The sequence below is a fragment of the Streptomyces sp. PsTaAH-124 genome, from assembly GCF_000373685.1.
Classification (GTDB): Bacteria; Actinomycetota; Actinomycetes; order Streptomycetales; family Streptomycetaceae; genus Streptomyces; species Streptomyces andamanensis.
Map to the genome: position 1 here is coordinate 65,600 of NZ_KB892170.1, position 18,120 is coordinate 83,719.

Consider the following 18,120-nt stretch of genomic DNA (forward strand, 5'->3'; position numbering starts at 1 on the left):
GTGCAGCCTCAGTCCGTGGCCGGAGCAAGCGCATGACGGCCGCCCCCGGATCGGCCGCCGCCGCGGCGAAGCCCACCGGCGACCGAGCCTAACCCGGGACCGCACCCGGCCCCGCACGGCCCGACCTCACCCGCCGCTGGAGGCAGGAGACGGCCGCAGCCGCCCGTGGCCTCTTCGAGCGGCGACGCGTACAGGGCGACCGGCGCCAGGTCGGTGTGGCCGTGCGGACAGGGATCCGCGACGTGCTGGTACCAGCCGCGCCGGTTCCGCATAGGTGTCATATGTGTGAGCACGGGCCGGGCGAGCGCGAACACCGTCGCCGTGAGCAGCAGCCCGGCCGGTCCGGACAGAGCGACGAGACGAGCCGTCACCCCGCCGGAGACCTCCGGTGCCGCCGCAGGACGGAGGGGCCGCGGTTCTGCGGACGTCTCCGCGCGGGAGTCCGAGCCGGGTTCCGAGGCGCTCGCCCCCGCGGCGCACGACGGTGTCCGTGCTGCGGCACTCACCGGATGACCGGACCGCACGGTCTGCTCGGCCGCCGGGCGGCAGCACGCTGCGTCTGCCACCCGACGACGCCGTCGCCGCCCAGGTCACGTCCGTCCGGCCGGCGCCGGCCCGGTCAGCCGTCGATGCGGTGCTGGCTCCAGAAGGAGGTGAGGTCCGTGCCGGTGGCGGCCTGGGCCGCCGCCTTGAACTCGGCCGTGGTCGACACGCCGTACCAGTGCGCGGAGGCGTAGTCCTTCAGCAGCTTCGTCATCGTGCTGTCGCCGATGAGCCGGCGCAGGTCGTGCAGGGCGCACTTGCCGTAGCCGTAGACGACGGTGGAGTAGCGCGAGGAGTGGGCGTCCCAGTAGGCCATCGAGTTGGTGATCTTCTCGGCGCCGGAGGCCCAGGAGACGCTGTTCCAGCAGTTGGTGCCGGTGATGCCCTGGGCCAGGTCGGTGGCGTAGTCGGTGAACGCCTCGTCCAGCCAGGGGCTGTTGTACTCGTCGTCGCCGACGATGCCGTACCACCACTGGTGGCCGATCTCGTGGGTGAGGGCGGTGGTGCTGACCAGGTCGAGGACGAAGCCGGGGTATTCCATGCCGCCGAACCAGTAGGTGTTGTCGATGACGGCGTCCAGCTCGCCGTAGGGGTAGGCGCCGAAGCGGGCGGCGTGGGCGTCGACGGCGCTCTTGGCGGTGCTCAGCATGGACTGGGCACTGGCGGAGCTGATGCCGGAGACGGAGTACACGTTGACCGCGACGCCGCCGGGCGAGGTGCCGGAGATCTTGCTGAAGGGCCCGGCAGCCCAGGCGAAGTCACGGACCTTGGCAGCGGTGGCCGTGGTGACCGTACGGCCGCTGGAGCCCGGGGTGTCGGCGGAGGTGCCGGTGGCCGGGACGAGCAGGCTGCTGGGGTGGTCGAGGGACACCTTGAAGTCGGCGGCCAGCGAGTAGAAGGACTCGCCGTTGTCGGTGTACGGGTCCAGGTGCCAGCCGGCGCTGTCGCGGACCGCGAGGACGGGCAGCGCGTTGCCGATGAAGTTGAACGCGCCGTCGTGGCCGAACCGGTCGGAGCCGCTGGGCACGGTGATGCCGAGGTCGAAGCCGACGGTGGCGCTCTGGCCCTGGGCGAGTGGGGCCGGCAGGTCGATCTTCAGGGCGGTGCAGGCCACGGAGAGGGCGCCTGCGGTGCCGCCGGTGACGTTGCCGACCTGGATCGGCATGGCGTCGCAGCTGCCGTGGTGGTTGTCCCACAGCCGCAGATAGACCTCGCTGAGCGCGGTGGCGGAGGCGTTGGTGAAGGAGACGCTCTCGTGGCCGTTCCAGACGGTGCCGGTGCTGTTGCTGCTCAGGCTGACGGTGTACGCGGGGGCCGCCGGTGTGCGGGTGGAGTCACCCGGCGGGACCGTGCCGCCGCCGGAGGTGTCCAGCGCGACGTCGTCGAGGACGAAGCTGGTCCGGAGGCCGGCGTCCTCGGTGCCGGTGAAGGACAGACCGACGGTCTGCCCGGCGTACGAGGACACGTCGACGGTCTTCCGGACGTAGCCGGTGTTCTTGTCCAGGTTCGAGTAGGTGGCCAGTGTGCTGCCGCCCAGCTTCACGGTGAGTCTGTCGTACGCCGTGGAGGTGGTGGTCTCGGCGGTGTCGACGTGCAGCCAGTAGCTCAGGGAGGCGGTGGAGCAGCCGGAGGGGATCGTGACGCTCTGGCTGAGGGTGTCGGTGCGGGAGCCGCCGGTGCCGTCCAGCCACGCGTAGGAGCTGCCGCCGTGAGCGGTCTGCCCGGAGCGGCTGGTGATCACGCCGGACGTGGACTGGGTCCACGGTGAAGTGCCGCTCTCGAAACCGCCGTTGGCAACGGCCTGGACCGGTGTGCAGGCGGCGGGGGCCGCGGCGGTGGCCGGCCGGGCGGCGGCGGAGGTGCCGGGCAGTACGAGCGCGGCCACGGCGGCGACGGTGAGCACACCGATGCCGAGGGCCTTGTGGGGGGTCGGTCTCACACGCTACTCCTTCTGCGGCGGCCGGGATCCCGGCCTGCTCGAATGCCGCCGGACCGGCTGGGGTGAGCCGGGGCGGCCGTGGGCATGGCTTGCGCGTTGCTGTGCTCAACAGCCCGTCGCAGCCCCTCTGGGGCCGGAGCCACGACTGCCAAAGAGTGGCAGCTCTGACCGGTGCATGCCAAGCTCTCGCGGGCGGTCGAGCAGGTTGTTGCAGAAGCAGGCCGGCCACCGCCGCTCGGCCGCCCTTGTGTGCACGGGGGAAGCAGGCCCGGCGCCGCCCGAGCACCCCCGTCCGCCAGCCGCTCCGGAGCCCCCGGATAGACTCGTGCGCATGGTCCGCTCGTCCCGCAGTGCAGCGAACCCCGGGCTGTGGCGGCGCGAGAAGGGCACCGTGGTGCGCCGGGCCGCCGCGATGCCCGCTCGGGCGCAGGACGCCTTCGTCATCACGGCCGGGCTGCATGTACCCGCCGTCCCCACGGAGTGGGCGCCGCACTCGCACGTCCTGCACGAACTCGTCTGGGTGCGCGGGGGCACGCTGACGTCCCGGGTGGCGGACCGCGTCTTCACCGTGTGCGAGGGGCACGGGCTGTGGCTGCCCGCCGGAGTGGTGCACGCGGGCCGGGCGACGGCCGGTGCCCGGTTCCACGACGCCTTCTTCGCGCCCGACCGCACACCGTTCGCGTCCGAGGAACCGCGGGCGATCGCGATGACGCCGCTGCTGGAGGCGCTGCTGACCCATCTGTCCCGCACGGATCTCGACACGGCGGCCAGGGCGCGGGCGGAATCGGTCGTCTTCGACGTGCTCCGGCCCTCGCAGCACCAGTTCGCGTTGCAGCTGCCCGGCGACCCGCGGATCGACACGATCGCCGAGTCCCTGCTGGACGACCCCGCCGACGGCCGGTCGCTGGAGGACTGGGCGGCCTGCCTGGGCCTGAGCGACCGCACCGTCACCCGGGCGTTCCGCCGGGCGACCGGACTGTCGTTCGCCCAGTGGCGGCAGGTGCTGCGTGTCCACCGGGCGCTGACGCTCCTGTCCGAGGGATTCGATGTGACGACCGTCTCCGAGACGCTCGGCTATGCGCAGCCCAGCACCTTCATCGCCGCTTTCCGGCGGGTGATGGGCACCACACCGGGGGCGTTCTTCGATTCGGCGGACCCGATGGACCCGACGGATCCCGCTGACCCGACCGGCCTGACCGGCGCGGGCGAGTCAGCCGAGGGCCGTACCGACGCGGCCTGACGCGGCCCGCCGCGGTGTCCGAAATTCCGTATCGGGTGTCCAGATCTCCTGATTGTCGACCTGGCGAGCGGAATATAACCTGCTCGGAGTTAGGTAACCCTTAGTTGTTGCTCGCCGCGCACGGCACCGCCGTTCGGGGAAGAGTCCGCTGCCCGGCCGGAGACGACCGGACGGAGGGTGCCACAGCCCTTGTCCCTCCGACCGTCCGGACCCGCCGATGCTCACAAGCCCCTCCCGGCCCGCCGGCCCCGCGGCCGACACCGGCCCCGCCACACCGGTGTCCGCCCTCACAGGGCACGACCTCGTGCTCCGCTACGGCGGCACCCCGGTCGTCCACGGCGTCTCCCTCGCCCTGGAACCCGGCCGTGCCACGGCGCTGGTGGGACCGAACGGCAGCGGCAAGTCCACCCTGCTGCGCGCGCTGTGCCGACTGCACCGGCTGGACGGCGGCCGCGTGGCGCTCGGCGCCGCCCCCGGACGGCCCGAGCGCGACACGGCCCTGCTCAGCGCCCGTCAGTTCGCCCGCGAGGTCACGCTGTTCTCCCAGTCGCGTCCCGCGCCGCAAGGGCTGACGGTCGCGGAGGTCGTGGCGTTCGGCCGCCACCCGTACCGGCGCGGCTTCGCCGGACCGAGCGCCGAGGACCGGAGCGCCGTCGAGCACGCGATGGGCGTCACCGGCGTACGGGACATGGCCGGGCGGCCGGTCGGGGAGCTCTCCGGCGGCGAGATGCAGCGCGTCTGGCTCGCCGCCTGTCTGGCCCAGGACACCGGCGTCGTCCTGCTGGACGAACCGACCAACCACCTGGACCTGCGCTACCAGATCGAGACCCTCGACCTGGTGCGCGACCTCGTCGAGGACCACGGCATCGCGGTCGGGATCGTGCTGCACGACCTCGACCACGCGTCCCGCGTCGCCGACACGCTGGTCCTGATGTGCTCCGGCCGCGTGCACGCGGCGGGCGCCCCCGTCGACGTCCTGACCGCGGAGAACATCGGCGAGGTCTACGACATCCGCGTCGAGGTCGCCCTCGACCCGCGCACGGGCCGACTGCGCATCGACCCCCTCGGCCGCCACCCCGCCTGAAGCGGCGCGACCGCCCTCGTACCAGAAGCGGCGCGACCGCCCCCCTGTACCAGTAGCGGCGCATCCACCGCCGTGACGCGCCCACGCGCCTACGCGCCATCGCGACAACGCGACAACGCAAGAAAGCAAGAAAGAGGAATCTCCATGAACCGTGCCCACCGCCTGGCGGCGTCAGCCACCGCGGGGCTCTTCGCCCTCGCCGCAACGGCCTGCGGCACGACCGCCGTCGACAAGCCCGAGGCGGCGGGCAGCGCCACCGCGAGCGCGACGCCCGTCTCGAAGAGCTGTGCCCAGGACACCACGACCACCTCCACGAAGCCGGTCTCCTTCAAGGACGGCGTCGGCCGCACGGTGAAGCTCGACAAGCCCGCCCGGCGGATCGCGGTCCTGGAGTGGCAGCAGGTCGAGGACGCGCTGACCCTGTGCGTCACCCCCACCGCCGTTTCCGACGCGAAGGGGTACAGCACCTGGGTCAGCGCGGAGAAGCTCCCCGCCGGGGTCACCGACATCGGCACCCGCGAGGAACCCGACCTCGACACCCTCTACGCGGCGAAGCCCGACCTGATCGTCGTGGAGGCGTTCAAGCCCGACGACGAGATGATCAAGAAGCTGGAGAAGCGGGGCGTCCCCGTGATGGCCACGAAGGGCGCCGACCCCAAGGACCCGATCGGCAACATGCGGAACGTCTTCAGCATGATCGGGGAGGCGACGGGCCGCACCGAGCGGGCCGACCAGGTGCTCAAGGAGTTCGACGACCACCTCGCCAAGGCCAAGCAGCAGGTCACCGACGCGAATCTGCCGACGAAGGACTTCCTGTTCTTCGACGGCTGGCTCGAAGGCGGCAACCTCACCGTCCGTCCCTACGGCAAGGGCGCGCTGTTCACCGAGATCGGCGAGCAGCTCGGCATGAAGCCGGCCTGGACCGAGGCCGTCAACAAGGCACACGGGGACGGAGGCGTCGATCCCTCCTACGGCCTCGCGCAGACCGACGTCGAGGGACTCACCGCCGTGGGCGACGCCAACTTCTTCTACGCCAACGACGAAGGCGCCGGCGGCTACGTGGCGGCGTTGCAGAAGAACCCGATCTGGAAGACCATCCCCGCCGTCAAGGAAGGCCGCGCGCACGCCTTCCCGGCGCGGGTGTGGGGCGCCGGCGGCCCGCGCTCCTGCGAGCAGGCCATCGACGCGTACGTCGACGTCCTCGACAAGAAGTGAACGCCCTTCAGGAAACGGTGACCCGGACGGGCACGCCGCCGCGCGCCGAGCGCGGCGGCGGCCCCGCCGGAGCGGCCGTCCTCGCGGTGCTGCTGGCCGCCACCGTACTGGTGGGCCTGTGGCATCTGACCCAGGGAACATCCGGCGTCGGCGTCGGCGACCTGGTGCGCTACCTCGCCGGGGAACGCGACGGCGGCGGGGCGCCGGTCGCCGAGATCATCACCGGCTCGCGTCTGCCGCGGCTGTTCGCGGGCGTGGCGGTGGGCCTCGCCCTCGGCTGCGCCGGCGCGCTGCTCCAGTCCGTCACCCGCAACTCGCTCGCCTCCCCGGACACGCTCGCGGTCACGGCCGGGGCCTACTTCACGCTGTCGCTCGTCGCGGCCGCCGGTCTCACCGTCCCGCTGTGGGCGTCGGGCGCCGTGGCCTTCACGGGCGGGCTGGCCGCGGCGGCGCTCGTACTGCTCCTCGCGGGCCGGGCCGCAGGCACCACGGGCACCCGGCTGATCCTCGCCGGTTCGGCGACGGCGATGGCGCTGGACGCGGGGACGTCGATGCTGCTCATCCTGTTCAGCCAGAACACCACCGGCCTCTTCGCCTGGGGGAGCGGCTCGCTCGCGCAGCTGAACATCGACGCCTCGGTACGGGCCTTCCCCGTGGTGGCCGTGGTGCTGTGCGCCGCCCTCGCGCTGTCCAGGAGACTGGACGTGATGGGCCTCGGCGACGACGCCGCCTCCGCCCTGGGCGTGCCGATCCGGTCCACCCGTGTCGCCGCCGTGCTCTGCGCGGTGGTGCTGACCGCCACCGCGGTGACCCTCGCGGGCCCCATCGGCTTCGTCGGCCTCGGCGCCCCCGTGCTGGCCCGGCTGCTCGCCGGACGGGTCCGGGCCCTGCGCAGACACCTGTACCTGGTGCCCGCGGCCGGGCTGCTCGGTGCGCTGCTCGTCCTGCTCGCGGACGCCTCGCTGCGCGCGGTGCAGGGCGCGGACGGCGCCGCCTCCATCCCGACCGGCGTGCCCACGGCACTGCTCGGCTCCGTGGTGATCGTGGTCCTCGCGCTCCGCCTGCGCGACACGGGCGGGCTGCGGCAGACACCGCACACACGGGTCGCGGTACGGTCGCGTCGTGCGTTCGTCCTCGTCGTGTGCGCCGCCACGGCGCTGCTGGCGGGCGCGATCCTCGTCGCGGTCCTCGCGGGAAGCCTCTGGCTGCGGACCGGCGACCTCGCGCTCTGGGTACAGGGCGCGGCCCCGGACCTGATCGGCCAGGCGCTGGACGACCGGGTCCCGCGGGTGACGGCAGCGGTCGTCGCCGGAGCGGCGCTCGGACTGGCCGGGTGCGTCGTGCAGAGCGCGGTGCGCAACCCCCTGGCGGAGCCGGGCGTGCTCGGCATCACCTCGGGAGCCGGACTGGGCGCGGCGGCGGTCGTCACCTCCGGCCTGCCCGGCGGGCGGGTGCTGCTGATCGTGGCCGCCGTCGTGACCGGGCTGGCCACGTTCGCGCTGATCGCCCTGCTGTCCTGGCGCGGCGGCTTCCTGCCCGACCGGTTCGTGCTGATCGGCATCGGCTGCGGATACGGCCTCAGCTCCGTCACCACGTTCCTCCTGCTGCGCGCCGATCCGTGGAACACGCCCCGGATCTTCACCTGGCTCTCCGGTACCACCTACGGCCGCACGCTGTCCGACGTCGTACCGGTCGCGGTCGCCCTGCTCCTCGCGCTCCCGGTGCTGCTCGCCCTGCGCGACCGGCTCGACCTGCTCGCCGTCGACGAGGACACCCCGCGGATCGTCGGCGTCCGCCCGGAACGCGCCCGCTTCACCGTCCTCGCGATCGCCGCGGTGCTCGCCGCGCTCAGCGTGGTCGCCGTCGGCGTGGTCGGATTCGTGGGTCTCGTCGCCCCGCACCTGGCCCGGTCGCTGGTGGGCGCCCGGCACGTCCGCGCGATCCCGGTCTCGATGCTGCTCGGCGCGCTGCTGGTCTGCGTGGCCGACGCCCTCGGCCGCACCCTCATCGCCCCGTCCCAGCTGCCGGCCGGCCTCATGGTCGCCCTGGTCGGCGCGCCGTACTTCGTCTGGGTGCTCCGGCGGTCGCGCGCATGAGGCGGGACACCGACGCAGGCACACCACAGCGAGACCCGTCGCGGCGAGGCACACCACAACGAGACACACCACAACAGGAAACAGCACAGCAGGAACCACCCGTGAAGAAGAGCACCGTGGACCAGCGCATCGTCCTCCCGTTCGTGCCCGACGCGCCGCCGCCCCCGCTGCGGCGGCTCGGCCCTCCTGAAGTACTGGAGCGCTGGCGCACGACCGACCGCGCCTCCCAGGCCCCGCACCTCGTGGCCGTCCCGGACGCCGACGGCGAGACGTGGAGCGCCGCCGCGCTGGTGACGGCGCGCCCGCACGCGTCCTATCTGAAGATCGTCGACGCGGTCGGCGACGTCCCGGCCGCCGTCGCCGCGGTCCTCGCCCACGCACGCCGCCAGGGACTCGCGCAGGTCAAGTGGGAAGGCTGGACGGCGAGTCCCGAGACCGCCGCCGCCGCGGGCTTCACCCCGCTGCGCCCCCCGCTCGCGCAGGCCGCGAACGCGGTGGGTCCCGACACCGGCTACGTCCGCTGGCTGGCCGGTGACCCGGTGGCCGAGCCCCCGTACTACGGCCAGACCACGCACTTCACCTGCGGCGCGGTCACCGCCCTGGTCGCGCAGGCGCACGCGGGCGCGCTGCCGCGGGAGGCCCTGGACCGCGAGCGGGAACTGACACTGTGGCGCGGCGCGACCAACTTCCCCGCGTGCGAACCCGTCGGACTGGGGGTCGCGGTGCGCCGGGCGTGGCCGGCGTCCCCCGTCACGATCCACCTCGACACGGACCGGCCCGTCCTGCTCGACCATCACCCGGAGCACGAACGGGAATGGCGCGCCCTGCTCCAGCACGCCTCACGGACGGACGCCGAGCGGACCGGCGTCCCGGTCGACCCGCGCCACCTCCCCATGGCGGAGATCCGGAACGTGCTCGGCCGAGGGGAACAGGTGCTGCTCCTGGTCTCGCTGGCCGCGATGCAGGGCTTCGACGTCCCCCACTGGGTGCTGTGCCACGGGACCGTCCCCGGCGCCGTCGTGATCGAGGACCCCTGGACCAACGCGGCCACGGGCGACACCTGGCTCGACGCACACCTGCTGCCCGTCCCCGACGCGTCCCTCGACGCGATGTCGGAGCTCGCGCCGGACGGCTTCCGCGGGGCGGTGACGATCGGCGCACCGCAAGGGCGTTGCTCGCCCACGTCCGAGCGCTCCGTCCGCTGAGGCCGAGGCTTCCCCCGTTTCCCCGGTCGCCGCCCGCCGCAGGCGCTTCTGGTAGGGCTGGCCCCACCCCCGGACGGTGGTCCGCACCAGGGTCCGCGGCCCGCCTCGGCCGATACCGTGACGTCACTCGCGGCGAAGCGCGCGGAACGTCTCCGGCCCGGCGGGCCGGCCCCATGCGGACAGGAAAGCCCCCCGATGTCGATTGCCTCCCCCTCCCCACGTCTTCTCCCCGCGCTCTCCCGGCGCGGCATCACCGGGCTGAGTGTGCTGTCCGGTTTCTTCGTGGTGGCGTTCCTTCTCGCCCCCAACGCGCTGGCGCGGACCTCCGTCAACACCGAGAACGTCGCCCGCGTCTTCCGCGGCGGTTTCGTCACGTACTGGAGATCGGGCGACAGCCGGTTCACCGGCGATCTGGACGGCGCGGTCACCTACTGGTTCCACTACCACTTGGTCAAGGCCGCCGTCTCCGTCCTGCTGCTCCTCAGCCTCGGCCTGCTGAGCGCCGTCCTGTGGAACGCCTTCCGCCGCAGCGGCGGCCGCGTCCGCGCCGCCTCCGCCACCGGGACCGGGCTGCTCGCGCTGGTCGCCCTGGTGGCCGCGATGGCCAACGTCCAGGGAGCGGCGGCCCCGTTCGCCTCGCTGCTCCCGATGCTGACCAGCGGATCCCCCCGTGGCGAACTCGCCGCCACCCTCGCCCAGGTCCAGCAGCGACTGCACGACGACCCGGGAGCGTACGGCCGTACGTCGCAGCCCCTGGACGCCATGGTCTCCCAGTTCGCCGTCTACCACGCCGTCCTGGCCGCTCTCGCCGCGGCCGTGGCGCTCGCGTTCCTCGCCGCGAGCGTGCCCGCCTGGCGCACCCTCCGGCGGTCCGCCCCGGCCGACCGGCGTGTGCGGCGCATGGCGGCGTGGCTCGGCGGCTCCAGCGTCGTGCTGGCCTTCACGTTCGCCGTCCTCGTCTTCGCCAACGCCAAGAACGCGCTGGACTCGACCGGGGCCCTGACAGCTTTCTTCGGCGGGCCGTGGTGACACCGAGCGGCAGCACGCTCCGTACCACCGGCGAGCACTTCGCCGGTGGCGGTGCTACTGCGCCCGGTGGGCGGCGGCGACATCCAGGACCCAGGTGACCCCGAAGCGGTACCCACCGGTGTGCTGTTGGCAACAGCACGTCCGTACCACGTGTCGCACCCCTTGCCCGACGAGTCGGCCGCATCCTATTTTACTCCGCAGTAAGTTTACTTAGGAGTAAGGGGATTGCCTTGGCCGCCTATCGCACTGTCCTGGTCGGCACCGACGGCTCGGAGTCGTCGTTCGCCGCGGTCGAGAGGGCGGCCCGGCTCGCCGCCGCCTGCGGGGCCGAACTCGTCGTCGCCTGTGCGTACACACCCCTGCGCGGCCCTGAACTCGACCTGGCCAAGGATCAGTTGGGAGCCGAGGCATATCAAGTGGTCGGCTCCGCGCCCGCCGAGGACACCCTGCGGATCGCCCGGGACCGGGCCCGCGCGCAGAAAGCGGCCCGTGTGCGGACGGTCGCGGTCCGGGACGAACCGGTCGCCGCGCTCGTGCGGGTCGCCCAGGAGTGTTCGGCCGATCTCCTGGTCGTCGGGAACCGGGGACTGCGCTCGCTCGCCGGCCGCATCCTGGGCTCCGTCCCCGCGGACGTCGCCAGAAAAGCCGGGGTCGACGTGCTAATCGTCCACACCACATGAGTGCGCCAGAGCAGGCGGAGGAACCCGGCACTTCCTCCGGCATCGACGAACTGCAACGCAGCGTCGAGGCGTTGCTGCTCGGCGGCGGCCGCACCTGGACGAGGCGGGAGGTCGCCGAGCGGGTCGGGACAGGGGCCGAGCGCACCGTGGAGATCTGGCGCGCGCTCGGGTTCCCCGTGGTCGACGACGACGCGCGCGTGTTCACCGACGCCGACATCGAGGCGCTGCGCGCGGGGGAGCGGATGATCGGTGCCGGACTCATCACCGCGCAGAGCGAGGCGATGATGGCACGCGCCCTCGGACACCATCTGTCCCGCCTCGCCGAGTGGCAGGTGTACACCCTCTGGTCCTGGATGAACCGCGCAGCGGACGCGCCCCTGGACGGAGGGGAGTTGATGGCCCGCGCGGCGGCACTGCTGCCGGAGATGGAACTGGTGCAGCGGCATGTCTGGCGCCGCCATCTCGCGGCCTACGCCGAACGGATGCTCGCCGAGGCGGAGGAGACCGGCCCGGCACGAGGACCGGCACGGGGGAAGGACGAGCCGGACGGCCCGGCCCGGGGCGGGGCGGTGCCTCCCGGCGAGGGCGCCGACGTCCGCGACCTGGCGGTGGGGTTCACCGACATGGTCGGCTACACGCGCATGACCCGTGGGCTGGAGAGGGGCGAACTCCTCAAGGTCCTCGACCGGTTCGAGACCCTGACCGGCGACGTGGTCGCCGACGGCCGGGGACGGGTGGTGAAGACCATCGGCGACGAAGTGCTCTTCACGAGCGAATCGGCGTCCGCGGCCGCCGGCATCGCCCTGGAACTCACCGCCCGCGCCGAGGCGGAGCGGATACTGCCGGACGTGCGGACCGGGCTGGCCCACGGCGCCGTCCTCACCCGCTTCGGCGACGTCTACGGGGCCGTGGTGAACATCGCTGCCCGGCTCACCGCGGTGGCACGCCCCGGCACCGTCCTCGCCGACACGGCGTTCGCCGGGGAACTCGCGGGGGAGGAGGCGTATGAACTCAAGGTGCTCCGCCCGGTGTCGGTGCGCGGGTACAGCAGACTGCGCCCGGTGCTGCTGCGGCCGGCCCCGGCCCACCCCGCCAGGAGCCCGGGAAGCGGCGGCCGGTGAGGACGTCCACCCGCCGTACCCGGCGCGTCAGGTGGTGGGCGTACACGTGGTACGCGCGGACATGAGGAAGGAGGTGCACGGCGTGCCGTGCACCAGCACGGGCGGACCCCTGCTGCCCGGGCAACGCCACGCCGCGCTCAGCCCTGCTTGGGCGCCGTGATGGGCATCAGCCGCAGTGTGAAGGAGTGACCGGCCGGATCGGCGTACCCGCGCTCCTCGTACGGGCCCGCCGGGTCCTTGGTCTCGACCGGCCGGCCGCCGAGGCCCACCACCCGCCGCTCGGCCTCGTCCATGTCCTCGACGTAGAAGACCAGATGGGCCTGGAGGGAGTTCTCCGGGCGCGGCCAGCTGGGCGAGGTGGCGTTCAGGTCACGGCGGAAGGCCAGCCGCAAGCCGTCGGCGCCGCGCACCTCCACCAGGTTGGCGGAGGCCTCCGTCTGCTCGCCCTCCAGCAACTGCTCGTAGAACGCGGAGAGTTTCTCGGGTTCGGCGCAGTCGAGGACCACGACACCCGCCTTCACCACTGCCATGCTTCCTCCCAGGGACGGTCTGCTTCTACGGATGTCCGCTGCCGCCGGATTCAGTCCGCGGACGGCGGCGTGAGTCCGCCGCCCGGCCGCCGGACGCCGTCCGCGCCGGGCGCCAGGTCGCGATCACCACGGACAGGCAGGCGCAGCCGGCGCGGCGCGCGGAGGCGTACGGTCACACTCCCGTGGTGGAACCGGGCCGGATGATCATCAACACCGTGACGGCGGCCCAGAGCAGGTTGAAGACGCCGGTGACCATGGCGAACCGACCGGGCTCCCAGAGGAGTCGGTCCGGTGGGACGTCCCCCTCCGTCCCGGCCAGCGCCCGCTCCTGGGCGGGCAGGATCAGCAGGCCCAGGACACCGGCGGCCGCCGCGGTCAACAGGATCGAGACGATCAGCCAGGCGTCGCCGAGGACACCGAGACCGCCGGCCGTGGCGAGGCCGAAGAGGGGGACCGCGACGCCGATGCCCGCGTAGACCCGGCAGACGCGGTGCAGCGTCCGCAGGGTCGTGAGGGCGTCCTGATCGCCGGGAGCGCGGCGCAGCGCCGCGGGAAACATGCTCGCGGCGACGGTGACCGGCCCGACGGTGACGAGGGCGGCGAGCACATGCAGGGACAGGAGGAGTTTGTTCACGCCCGCCGCTCCAGCGCGGACCGGCGTTCGCCGGTGACCTTCGAGGCCGGAAGGCGGCCCGCTCCGGAGGTGCCCCGGAGGGTGTGGCCGTCGACCGTGGCGCCGAACGCCGGGGTCAGCCGCATGGGCTCGGTGCGGGCCTGCGGCCAGGTGAGCCGGTCGCCGTCGAGGACGACACGGGTGAGGGGGAGCTCCTCACCGGCGCCGTACGCGGTTCCGGTCAGGACGAACAGCTCCTCGACGGCGTGGGCGATACGCGGACCCGGCTCGCGCTCCGGCAGATGGAGCCCGAGGTCCGGCCCCGGGTCGAACAGGACGGTCCGGATGTGCATGGAGGCGTTCCTTCGGAGGTGTTCCGGCTGTGCTGCCACAGCAGTCAACCCTCCGCCGGTCCGCTCGCCCAGTGGCACAAGTGACAGGCTTCGACGAGAAAACGCCAAGGGCTTCCCAGGGGCTTTCGGAGTGCGGTGACCTGGACCCACCCGGGCACCGGCCCGGGAGCACCGTTCCGTGAGGAGACAGGTTCCGGTCATGCACACCGTCGCGGTTCTCGCGCTGGATCAGGTGATCCCGTTCGACCTGTCCACCCCGATCGAGGTCTTCTCCCGGACGCGTCTGCCCGACGGGCGGCCCGGCTACCGGGTCCGGGTGTGCGCCGAGCGCGACGAGACCGACGCCGGGGCCTTCACCCTGCGCGCCCCCTGGGACCTGGCGGTCCTCCAGGACGCGGACACCATCGTCGTGCCGGGCGTCGCCGACGTCACCGCCCCGCTCTCTCCCGCCGTGCACGACGCGCTGCGGTCGGCGGCTGCCCAGGGCACGCGGATCGCCTCCCTCTGCGTGGGCGCCTTCCCCCTGGCCGCCACCGGGCTCCTCGACGGGCTGCGCGTCACGACCCACTGGCGGGCGGCCGGGCGGCTGGCCGAACTCCACCCGGACATCGAGGTCGACCCGGACGTCCTCTACGTGGACAACGGCCAGTTCCTCACGTCGGCCGGCGCCGCCGCCGGCCTGGACCTGTGTCTGCACATGATCCGCCGTGACTACGGCTCCGCCGTCGCCGCCGACGCCGCCCGGCTGTCGGTGATGCCTCTCGAACGGGAGGGCGGGCAGGCGCAGTTCATCGCCCATGACCACGTTCCCGTGCCGCGGGGCTCCGAGTTGGACGCGCTGCTCGCCTGGCTGCGGGAGAACCTCGCCCGCGACCTCACTCTGGCCGACATCGCCGAGCGGGCCGGGACCAGCACCCGCACCCTGATCCGGCGCTTCCGCGACCAGACCGGCACCACCCCGCTGCAATGGCTGCACCGAGCCCGCGTCCGCCAGGCGCAGCACCTCCTCGAAACCACGGAGCACTCCGTCGAACGCATCGGCGGCCAGGTCGGCTTCGGATCGTCCACCACCTTCCGCGACCGCTTCAAGCGCACCACCGGTGTCAGCCCGCAGACCTACCGGCGCGCGTTCGGCTGAGCCGGGGCGGGGCAGCCGCCGCCCGACCCGGCGGGCGGCACCCCGAGACCGGCACAGGAACCTGGTGACGCACCTCACGTGGGGTGCCGGGAGCGGGACCGCTCGCGTGTCCGACTACTGACAGGACACCGCGGAACACCGCGCTTCCCCGGCCGTGCGATCAGGAGCCACAGTGAGCCAAGTCCCCCGAGCCGACAGCGTCTTCCCCCCCTCCTCCGATGGCCGGGGACGGCGCGGGGCGCCGCCGGCCGCCCTGTGCGGCTTCGTTCTTCTGCTGGCACTGATGTCCGGTGCCGCGTACGCCGTCGGGCACAGCGTGGGCCCGGTCGCGCCGGGCATGCACGGGACCGGGAGCGGCGGATCAGACGGCCGGGACGGCTCCGGTGACATGGGCGGCATGACCATGGAGCACGGGAGCGGCGGCTGATGGGCGCCGGAACCGTGCCGTCCCTGACGGTCACCGACATCGCGGTCGGCGGGATGACGTGCGCCGCGTGCGTACGGCGGGTGGAGAAGAAGCTGGCCGGGCTCGACGGGGTCGTGGCGAGCGTCAACCTCGCGACGGGCAGCGCCCGGGTCAGCCACCCGGCGGACATCAGCCCGCTGCGACTGGTGGCGGCCGTTCGACAGGCCGGATACACGGCGCGGCTCCCCGATCCGGAGACCGGGGAAGGACGGGACGGCGACGAGCGGTCCGACGCGGAGCGTGTCGAACGGCAGCGGCTCGTGGTCGTGGCCCTGCTGTCGCTCCCGGTGCTCGTCCTGTCGATGGTGCCGCCGCTACAGTTCCGCGACTGGCAGTGGCTGTGCTTCGTGCTGGCCGCGCCGGTCGCCCTGTGGGGTGCGTGGCCCTTCCACGCGCGGGCGGTGCGCGGGGCCCGGTACGGCGCGGCGACGATGGACTCCCTGGTCTCGCTCGGGGTGGCCGCCTCGTTCACCTGGTCGGTGTACGCGCTGTTCCTCGGCGGCGCGGGCCGGGCCGGGATGCGGATGCCGTTCACCCTGGTGCCGTCCGGCTCCGACGGGGTCGCGCACCTGTATCTGGAGGCGGCGGTCGGGGTGCCGCTGTTCGTGCTGACGGGGCGGTTCCTGGAGGCGCGTGCGCGACGGGGCACAGGCGCCGCGCTGCGGTCACTGGCCCGCCTCGGCGCCAAGGACGTCGCGGTCCGCGAAGGCCGCGGCGAGCGGCTCGTCCCGATCGGGGAACTGAGGGTGGGCGACACCTTCCTGGTACGCCCGGGAGAGCGCGTCGCGACCGACGGGGTGGTGGTGGAGGGGAGTTCGGCGGTCGACCAGGCCCTGGTGACCGGCGAGAGCGCGCCGGTGGAGGTGGGGCCGGGAGAACGCGTGATCGGTGGTGCCGTCAACGCGGGCGGGCGGCTCCTCGTACGGGCCACCTCGGTCGGGGCGGACACCCGACTGGCGCGCATCGCCCGCTCGGTGGCCGACGCGCAGACCGGGAAGGCCCGTGCCCAGCGCCTCGCGGACTCCGTCGCCGGAGTGTTCGTGCCGGTGGTCCTCGCGCTCGCGGTGACGACGCTGGGCTTCTGGCTGGGTGCGGGAGCGGGGGCGCAGGCGGCGGTCACTGCGTGCGTGGCGGTGCTGGTGGTGGCGTGTCCGTGCGCGCTGGGGCTCGCCACGCCCACCGCTCTGCTGGCCGCGACCGGCCGGGGCGCGCACTTGGGCGTGCTGGTGACCGGGCCGCGAGCGCTGGAGGGGCTGCGGCACATCGACACCGTGGTGCTGGACAAGACCGGCACGCTGACCTCGGGACACATGAGTGTCGCCGCCGTCACGGTGATACCGGACGGACCCGCGCGGGAGGAGGTGCTGAGGCTGGCCGCGGCGGTCGAGGACGCGTCCGAGCACCCGGTGGGCCGCGCGATCACCGCGCACGCGGTGGGTGTGCCGGCCGCCGGGACCGTGCCCGCCGGAGCCGGGACCCTGCCCGCCGTACGGGACTTCGAGGCGGTACCCGGCTTCGGGGTCCGCGGCCGGGTGGAGGAACGTCTCGTGGAGGTGTGCACCGCCACCGTTGATCTCCCCGACGCGCTCGTGGACGCCCTGCGTTCCGCCGAGAAGGCCGCGCACACCGCCGTACAGGTGTGTGTCGACGGCGCGCCCGTGGCACTGATCGCGGTGGGGGACGTGGTCCGCGCGGGCAGCTACCGGGCCGTGGACCGGCTGCGCCGACTGGGTGTGCGTCCGGTCCTCGCCACCGGCGACCGCGAGGCCCCGGCCCGAGCGGTCGCCGCGGAACTGGCCATCGGCACCGTCCACGCCGCCTGTTCGCCCGAGGACAAGGCGGCGCTGGTCACCGCCCTGCGGGCCGAGGGGCACCGGGTGGCCGTCGTGGGCGACGGCGTGAACGACGCGGCGGCGCTCGCCTCCGCCGACCTGGGGATCGCGATGGGCGCGGGCACGGACGTGGCGATCGGCGCCGCGGACGTGACGCTGGTGCGCGCCGACATCGAGGCGCTGGCCGACGCGGTCCGCCTGTCCCGTACGACACTCGCCACGATCCGCGCCAATCTGGTGTGGGCGTTCGGCTACAACGCCGTCACCGTGCCGCTTGCCATGGTCGGCCTGCTCGATCCGATGCTCGCCGCCGCGGCGATGTCGGTCAGCTCGGTGCTGGTGGTCGCCAACAGCCTGCGGCTGCGCACCTGGCAGCCCGTGCCCGCCGCCGCCCGCAGAACGCACACGTCCCGGCAGCGGGCGAGGAGCGACTGGTGAGCATATCCGCACCCGGGACCGCGTCGGCTGCCACGACGGTGCGGCGCCTGAGGGCGTCCGCCCTCGCCGCCGCCGCTCCCGTGGCCGCGTGTCTGGTCGCGCTCGGCGCGCTGACCCTCTGGACCACGCTCGGCGGTGCCGGTTCGCCTCCCGACCTCGGCGTGACCCGGGCCCGCGTCTTCCGGCCGACCGGCGGCACCCCGGACACGGCCGCGTTCTTCCGCATCACGAACGAGGGCGGCGCGGCGGACGAGCTCGTCGAGGTGACGGCGCCGTCGGTGCCCGACGGCATCGCGCTCAGCCGCCACCGGATGACGCCGGACGGCGCGGCCTACCGGGACCCGGCCGACCGGCTGTCCGTGCCCGCTCGCGGCACGCTGGACATGTCACCGCTGTCGAGCGACGTGACCGTGCCCGCGAACCCGAAGTGGCAGGTGGGCGACCGCGTCTGGTTCGAGCTGCGCTTCGCGCACAGCGGCACGGTGCGGGTGCGCGCGCGGGTCGTACGCCCCGGACCGCTCGATTGACGGAATCGCTCCCGCGAACGCACGAACGCACCAACGCGAACGCACGAACTCACGAACGCACGAATCCGAGC

At 73.4% G+C, this 18,120-nt stretch carries 16 protein-coding genes; 12 read left to right on the plus strand and 4 right to left on the minus strand.

All coding sequences use genetic code 11. The annotated features are described in order from the left end of the window. Window positions 1-619: 619 nt before the first annotated feature. Window positions 620-2,482, minus strand: a complete 1,863-nt coding sequence (locus B086_RS0117795; protein ID WP_018567784.1) for a M1 family aminopeptidase — start codon at window positions 2,480-2,482, stop codon at window positions 620-622. Between the two features lie 331 nt (window positions 2,483-2,813). On the opposite strand from B086_RS0117795, the gene B086_RS40185 reads away from it, so the two are divergent. From B086_RS40185 to B086_RS0117835, 8 genes are all read left to right on the plus strand, one after another. Continuing rightward, window positions 2,814-3,722: a helix-turn-helix domain-containing protein gene (locus B086_RS40185; RefSeq protein WP_018567785.1), complete on the plus strand. Its 909-nt coding sequence runs from the start codon at window positions 2,814-2,816 to the stop codon at window positions 3,720-3,722. A 217-nt stretch (window positions 3,723-3,939) separates the two neighbouring features. Beyond that, window positions 3,940-4,806 (plus strand): ABC transporter ATP-binding protein, encoded by an 867-nt coding sequence (locus B086_RS0117805; RefSeq protein ID WP_018567786.1) that lies wholly within the window; start codon window positions 3,940-3,942, stop codon window positions 4,804-4,806. Window positions 4,807-4,950: 144 nt separating this feature from the next. Further along, on the plus strand, window positions 4,951-6,021 hold the full coding sequence (locus tag B086_RS0117810; protein WP_018567787.1) for an iron-siderophore ABC transporter substrate-binding protein: 1,071 nt from the start codon (window positions 4,951-4,953) through the stop codon (window positions 6,019-6,021). 17 nt (window positions 6,022-6,038) lie between these two features. Then, the gene (locus tag B086_RS0117815; protein WP_018567788.1) at window positions 6,039-8,117 is read left to right on the plus strand and encodes an iron ABC transporter permease; all 2,079 of its coding nucleotides are present in this window, start codon (window positions 6,039-6,041) and stop codon (window positions 8,115-8,117) included. A gap of 101 nt (window positions 8,118-8,218) precedes the next feature. Further along, window positions 8,219-9,322: a peptidase C39 family protein gene (locus tag B086_RS0117820; protein WP_018567789.1), complete on the plus strand. Its 1,104-nt coding sequence runs from the start codon at window positions 8,219-8,221 to the stop codon at window positions 9,320-9,322. 195 nt (window positions 9,323-9,517) lie between these two features. Continuing rightward, a complete protein-coding gene (locus B086_RS0117825) occupies window positions 9,518-10,351 on the plus strand; it encodes a hypothetical protein (RefSeq protein WP_018567790.1) in 834 nt (277 codons plus the stop codon). Window positions 10,352-10,581: 230 nt separating this feature from the next. After that, window positions 10,582-11,031 carry a universal stress protein gene (locus B086_RS0117830; protein WP_018567791.1) on the plus strand — a complete coding sequence of 150 codons (450 nt, stop codon included), beginning with the start codon at window positions 10,582-10,584 and terminating at the stop codon, window positions 11,029-11,031. Next, window positions 11,028-12,152, plus strand: a complete 1,125-nt coding sequence (locus tag B086_RS0117835; RefSeq protein WP_018567792.1) for an adenylate/guanylate cyclase domain-containing protein — start codon at window positions 11,028-11,030, stop codon at window positions 12,150-12,152. The genes B086_RS0117830 and B086_RS0117835 overlap by 4 nt, the downstream gene beginning before the upstream one ends. A gap of 137 nt (window positions 12,153-12,289) precedes the next feature. Here B086_RS0117835 and B086_RS0117840 read toward each other — a convergent pair whose 3' ends face one another. The 3 genes from B086_RS0117840 to B086_RS40190 all read right to left on the minus strand — a co-directional run bounded on the left by B086_RS0117840 (window position 12,290) and on the right by B086_RS40190 (window position 13,648). After that, window positions 12,290-12,682: a VOC family protein gene (locus B086_RS0117840; protein ID WP_026252530.1), complete on the minus strand. Its 393-nt coding sequence runs from the start codon at window positions 12,680-12,682 to the stop codon at window positions 12,290-12,292. 172 nt (window positions 12,683-12,854) lie between these two features. Continuing rightward, on the minus strand, window positions 12,855-13,316 hold the full coding sequence (locus tag B086_RS0117845) for a DUF2269 family protein (RefSeq protein WP_018567794.1): 462 nt from the start codon (window positions 13,314-13,316) through the stop codon (window positions 12,855-12,857). Beyond that, window positions 13,313-13,648 (minus strand): hypothetical protein, encoded by a 336-nt coding sequence (locus tag B086_RS40190; RefSeq protein WP_018567795.1) that lies wholly within the window; start codon window positions 13,646-13,648, stop codon window positions 13,313-13,315. The genes B086_RS0117845 and B086_RS40190 overlap by 4 nt, the downstream gene beginning before the upstream one ends. Window positions 13,649-13,847: 199 nt before the next feature. Here B086_RS40190 and B086_RS0117855 point away from each other — a divergent pair, with 199 nt between their 5' ends. From B086_RS0117855 to B086_RS0117870, 4 genes are all read left to right on the plus strand, one after another. After that, on the plus strand, window positions 13,848-14,786 hold the full coding sequence (locus B086_RS0117855) for a GlxA family transcriptional regulator (protein ID WP_018567796.1): 939 nt from the start codon (window positions 13,848-13,850) through the stop codon (window positions 14,784-14,786). A 283-nt stretch (window positions 14,787-15,069) separates the two neighbouring features. Then, window positions 15,070-15,213: a hypothetical protein gene (locus B086_RS45495; RefSeq protein WP_234020955.1), complete on the plus strand. Its 144-nt coding sequence runs from the start codon at window positions 15,070-15,072 to the stop codon at window positions 15,211-15,213. Continuing rightward, window positions 15,213-17,522, plus strand: a complete 2,310-nt coding sequence (locus tag B086_RS0117865; RefSeq protein ID WP_018567798.1) for a heavy metal translocating P-type ATPase — start codon at window positions 15,213-15,215, stop codon at window positions 17,520-17,522. Before B086_RS45495 ends, B086_RS0117865 begins: the two co-directional genes overlap by 1 nt. Then, on the plus strand, window positions 17,519-18,049 hold the full coding sequence (locus B086_RS0117870) for a copper chaperone PCu(A)C (protein WP_018567799.1): 531 nt from the start codon (window positions 17,519-17,521) through the stop codon (window positions 18,047-18,049). Before B086_RS0117865 ends, B086_RS0117870 begins: the two co-directional genes overlap by 4 nt. Window positions 18,050-18,120 lie beyond the last annotated feature (71 nt).

Coding starts and splice junctions, on each gene's coding strand:
- B086_RS40185 (WP_018567785.1), top strand. CDS start 2,814: ATGGTCCGCTCGTCCCGCAGTGCAGCGAACCCCGGGCTGTGGCGGCGC.
- B086_RS0117805 (WP_018567786.1), top strand. CDS start 3,940: ATGCTCACAAGCCCCTCCCGGCCCGCCGGCCCCGCGGCCGACACCGGC.
- B086_RS0117810 (WP_018567787.1), top strand. CDS start 4,951: ATGAACCGTGCCCACCGCCTGGCGGCGTCAGCCACCGCGGGGCTCTTC.
- B086_RS0117825 (WP_018567790.1), top strand. CDS start 9,518: ATGTCGATTGCCTCCCCCTCCCCACGTCTTCTCCCCGCGCTCTCCCGG.
- B086_RS0117835 (WP_018567792.1), top strand. CDS start 11,028: ATGAGTGCGCCAGAGCAGGCGGAGGAACCCGGCACTTCCTCCGGCATC.
- B086_RS0117840 (WP_026252530.1), bottom strand. CDS start 12,682: ATGGCAGTGGTGAAGGCGGGTGTCGTGGTCCTCGACTGCGCCGAACCC.
- B086_RS40190 (WP_018567795.1), bottom strand. CDS start 13,648: ATGCACATCCGGACCGTCCTGTTCGACCCGGGGCCGGACCTCGGGCTC.
- B086_RS0117855 (WP_018567796.1), top strand. CDS start 13,848: ATGCACACCGTCGCGGTTCTCGCGCTGGATCAGGTGATCCCGTTCGAC.
- B086_RS45495 (WP_234020955.1), top strand. CDS start 15,070: ATGTCCGGTGCCGCGTACGCCGTCGGGCACAGCGTGGGCCCGGTCGCG.
- B086_RS0117865 (WP_018567798.1), top strand. CDS start 15,213: ATGGGCGCCGGAACCGTGCCGTCCCTGACGGTCACCGACATCGCGGTC.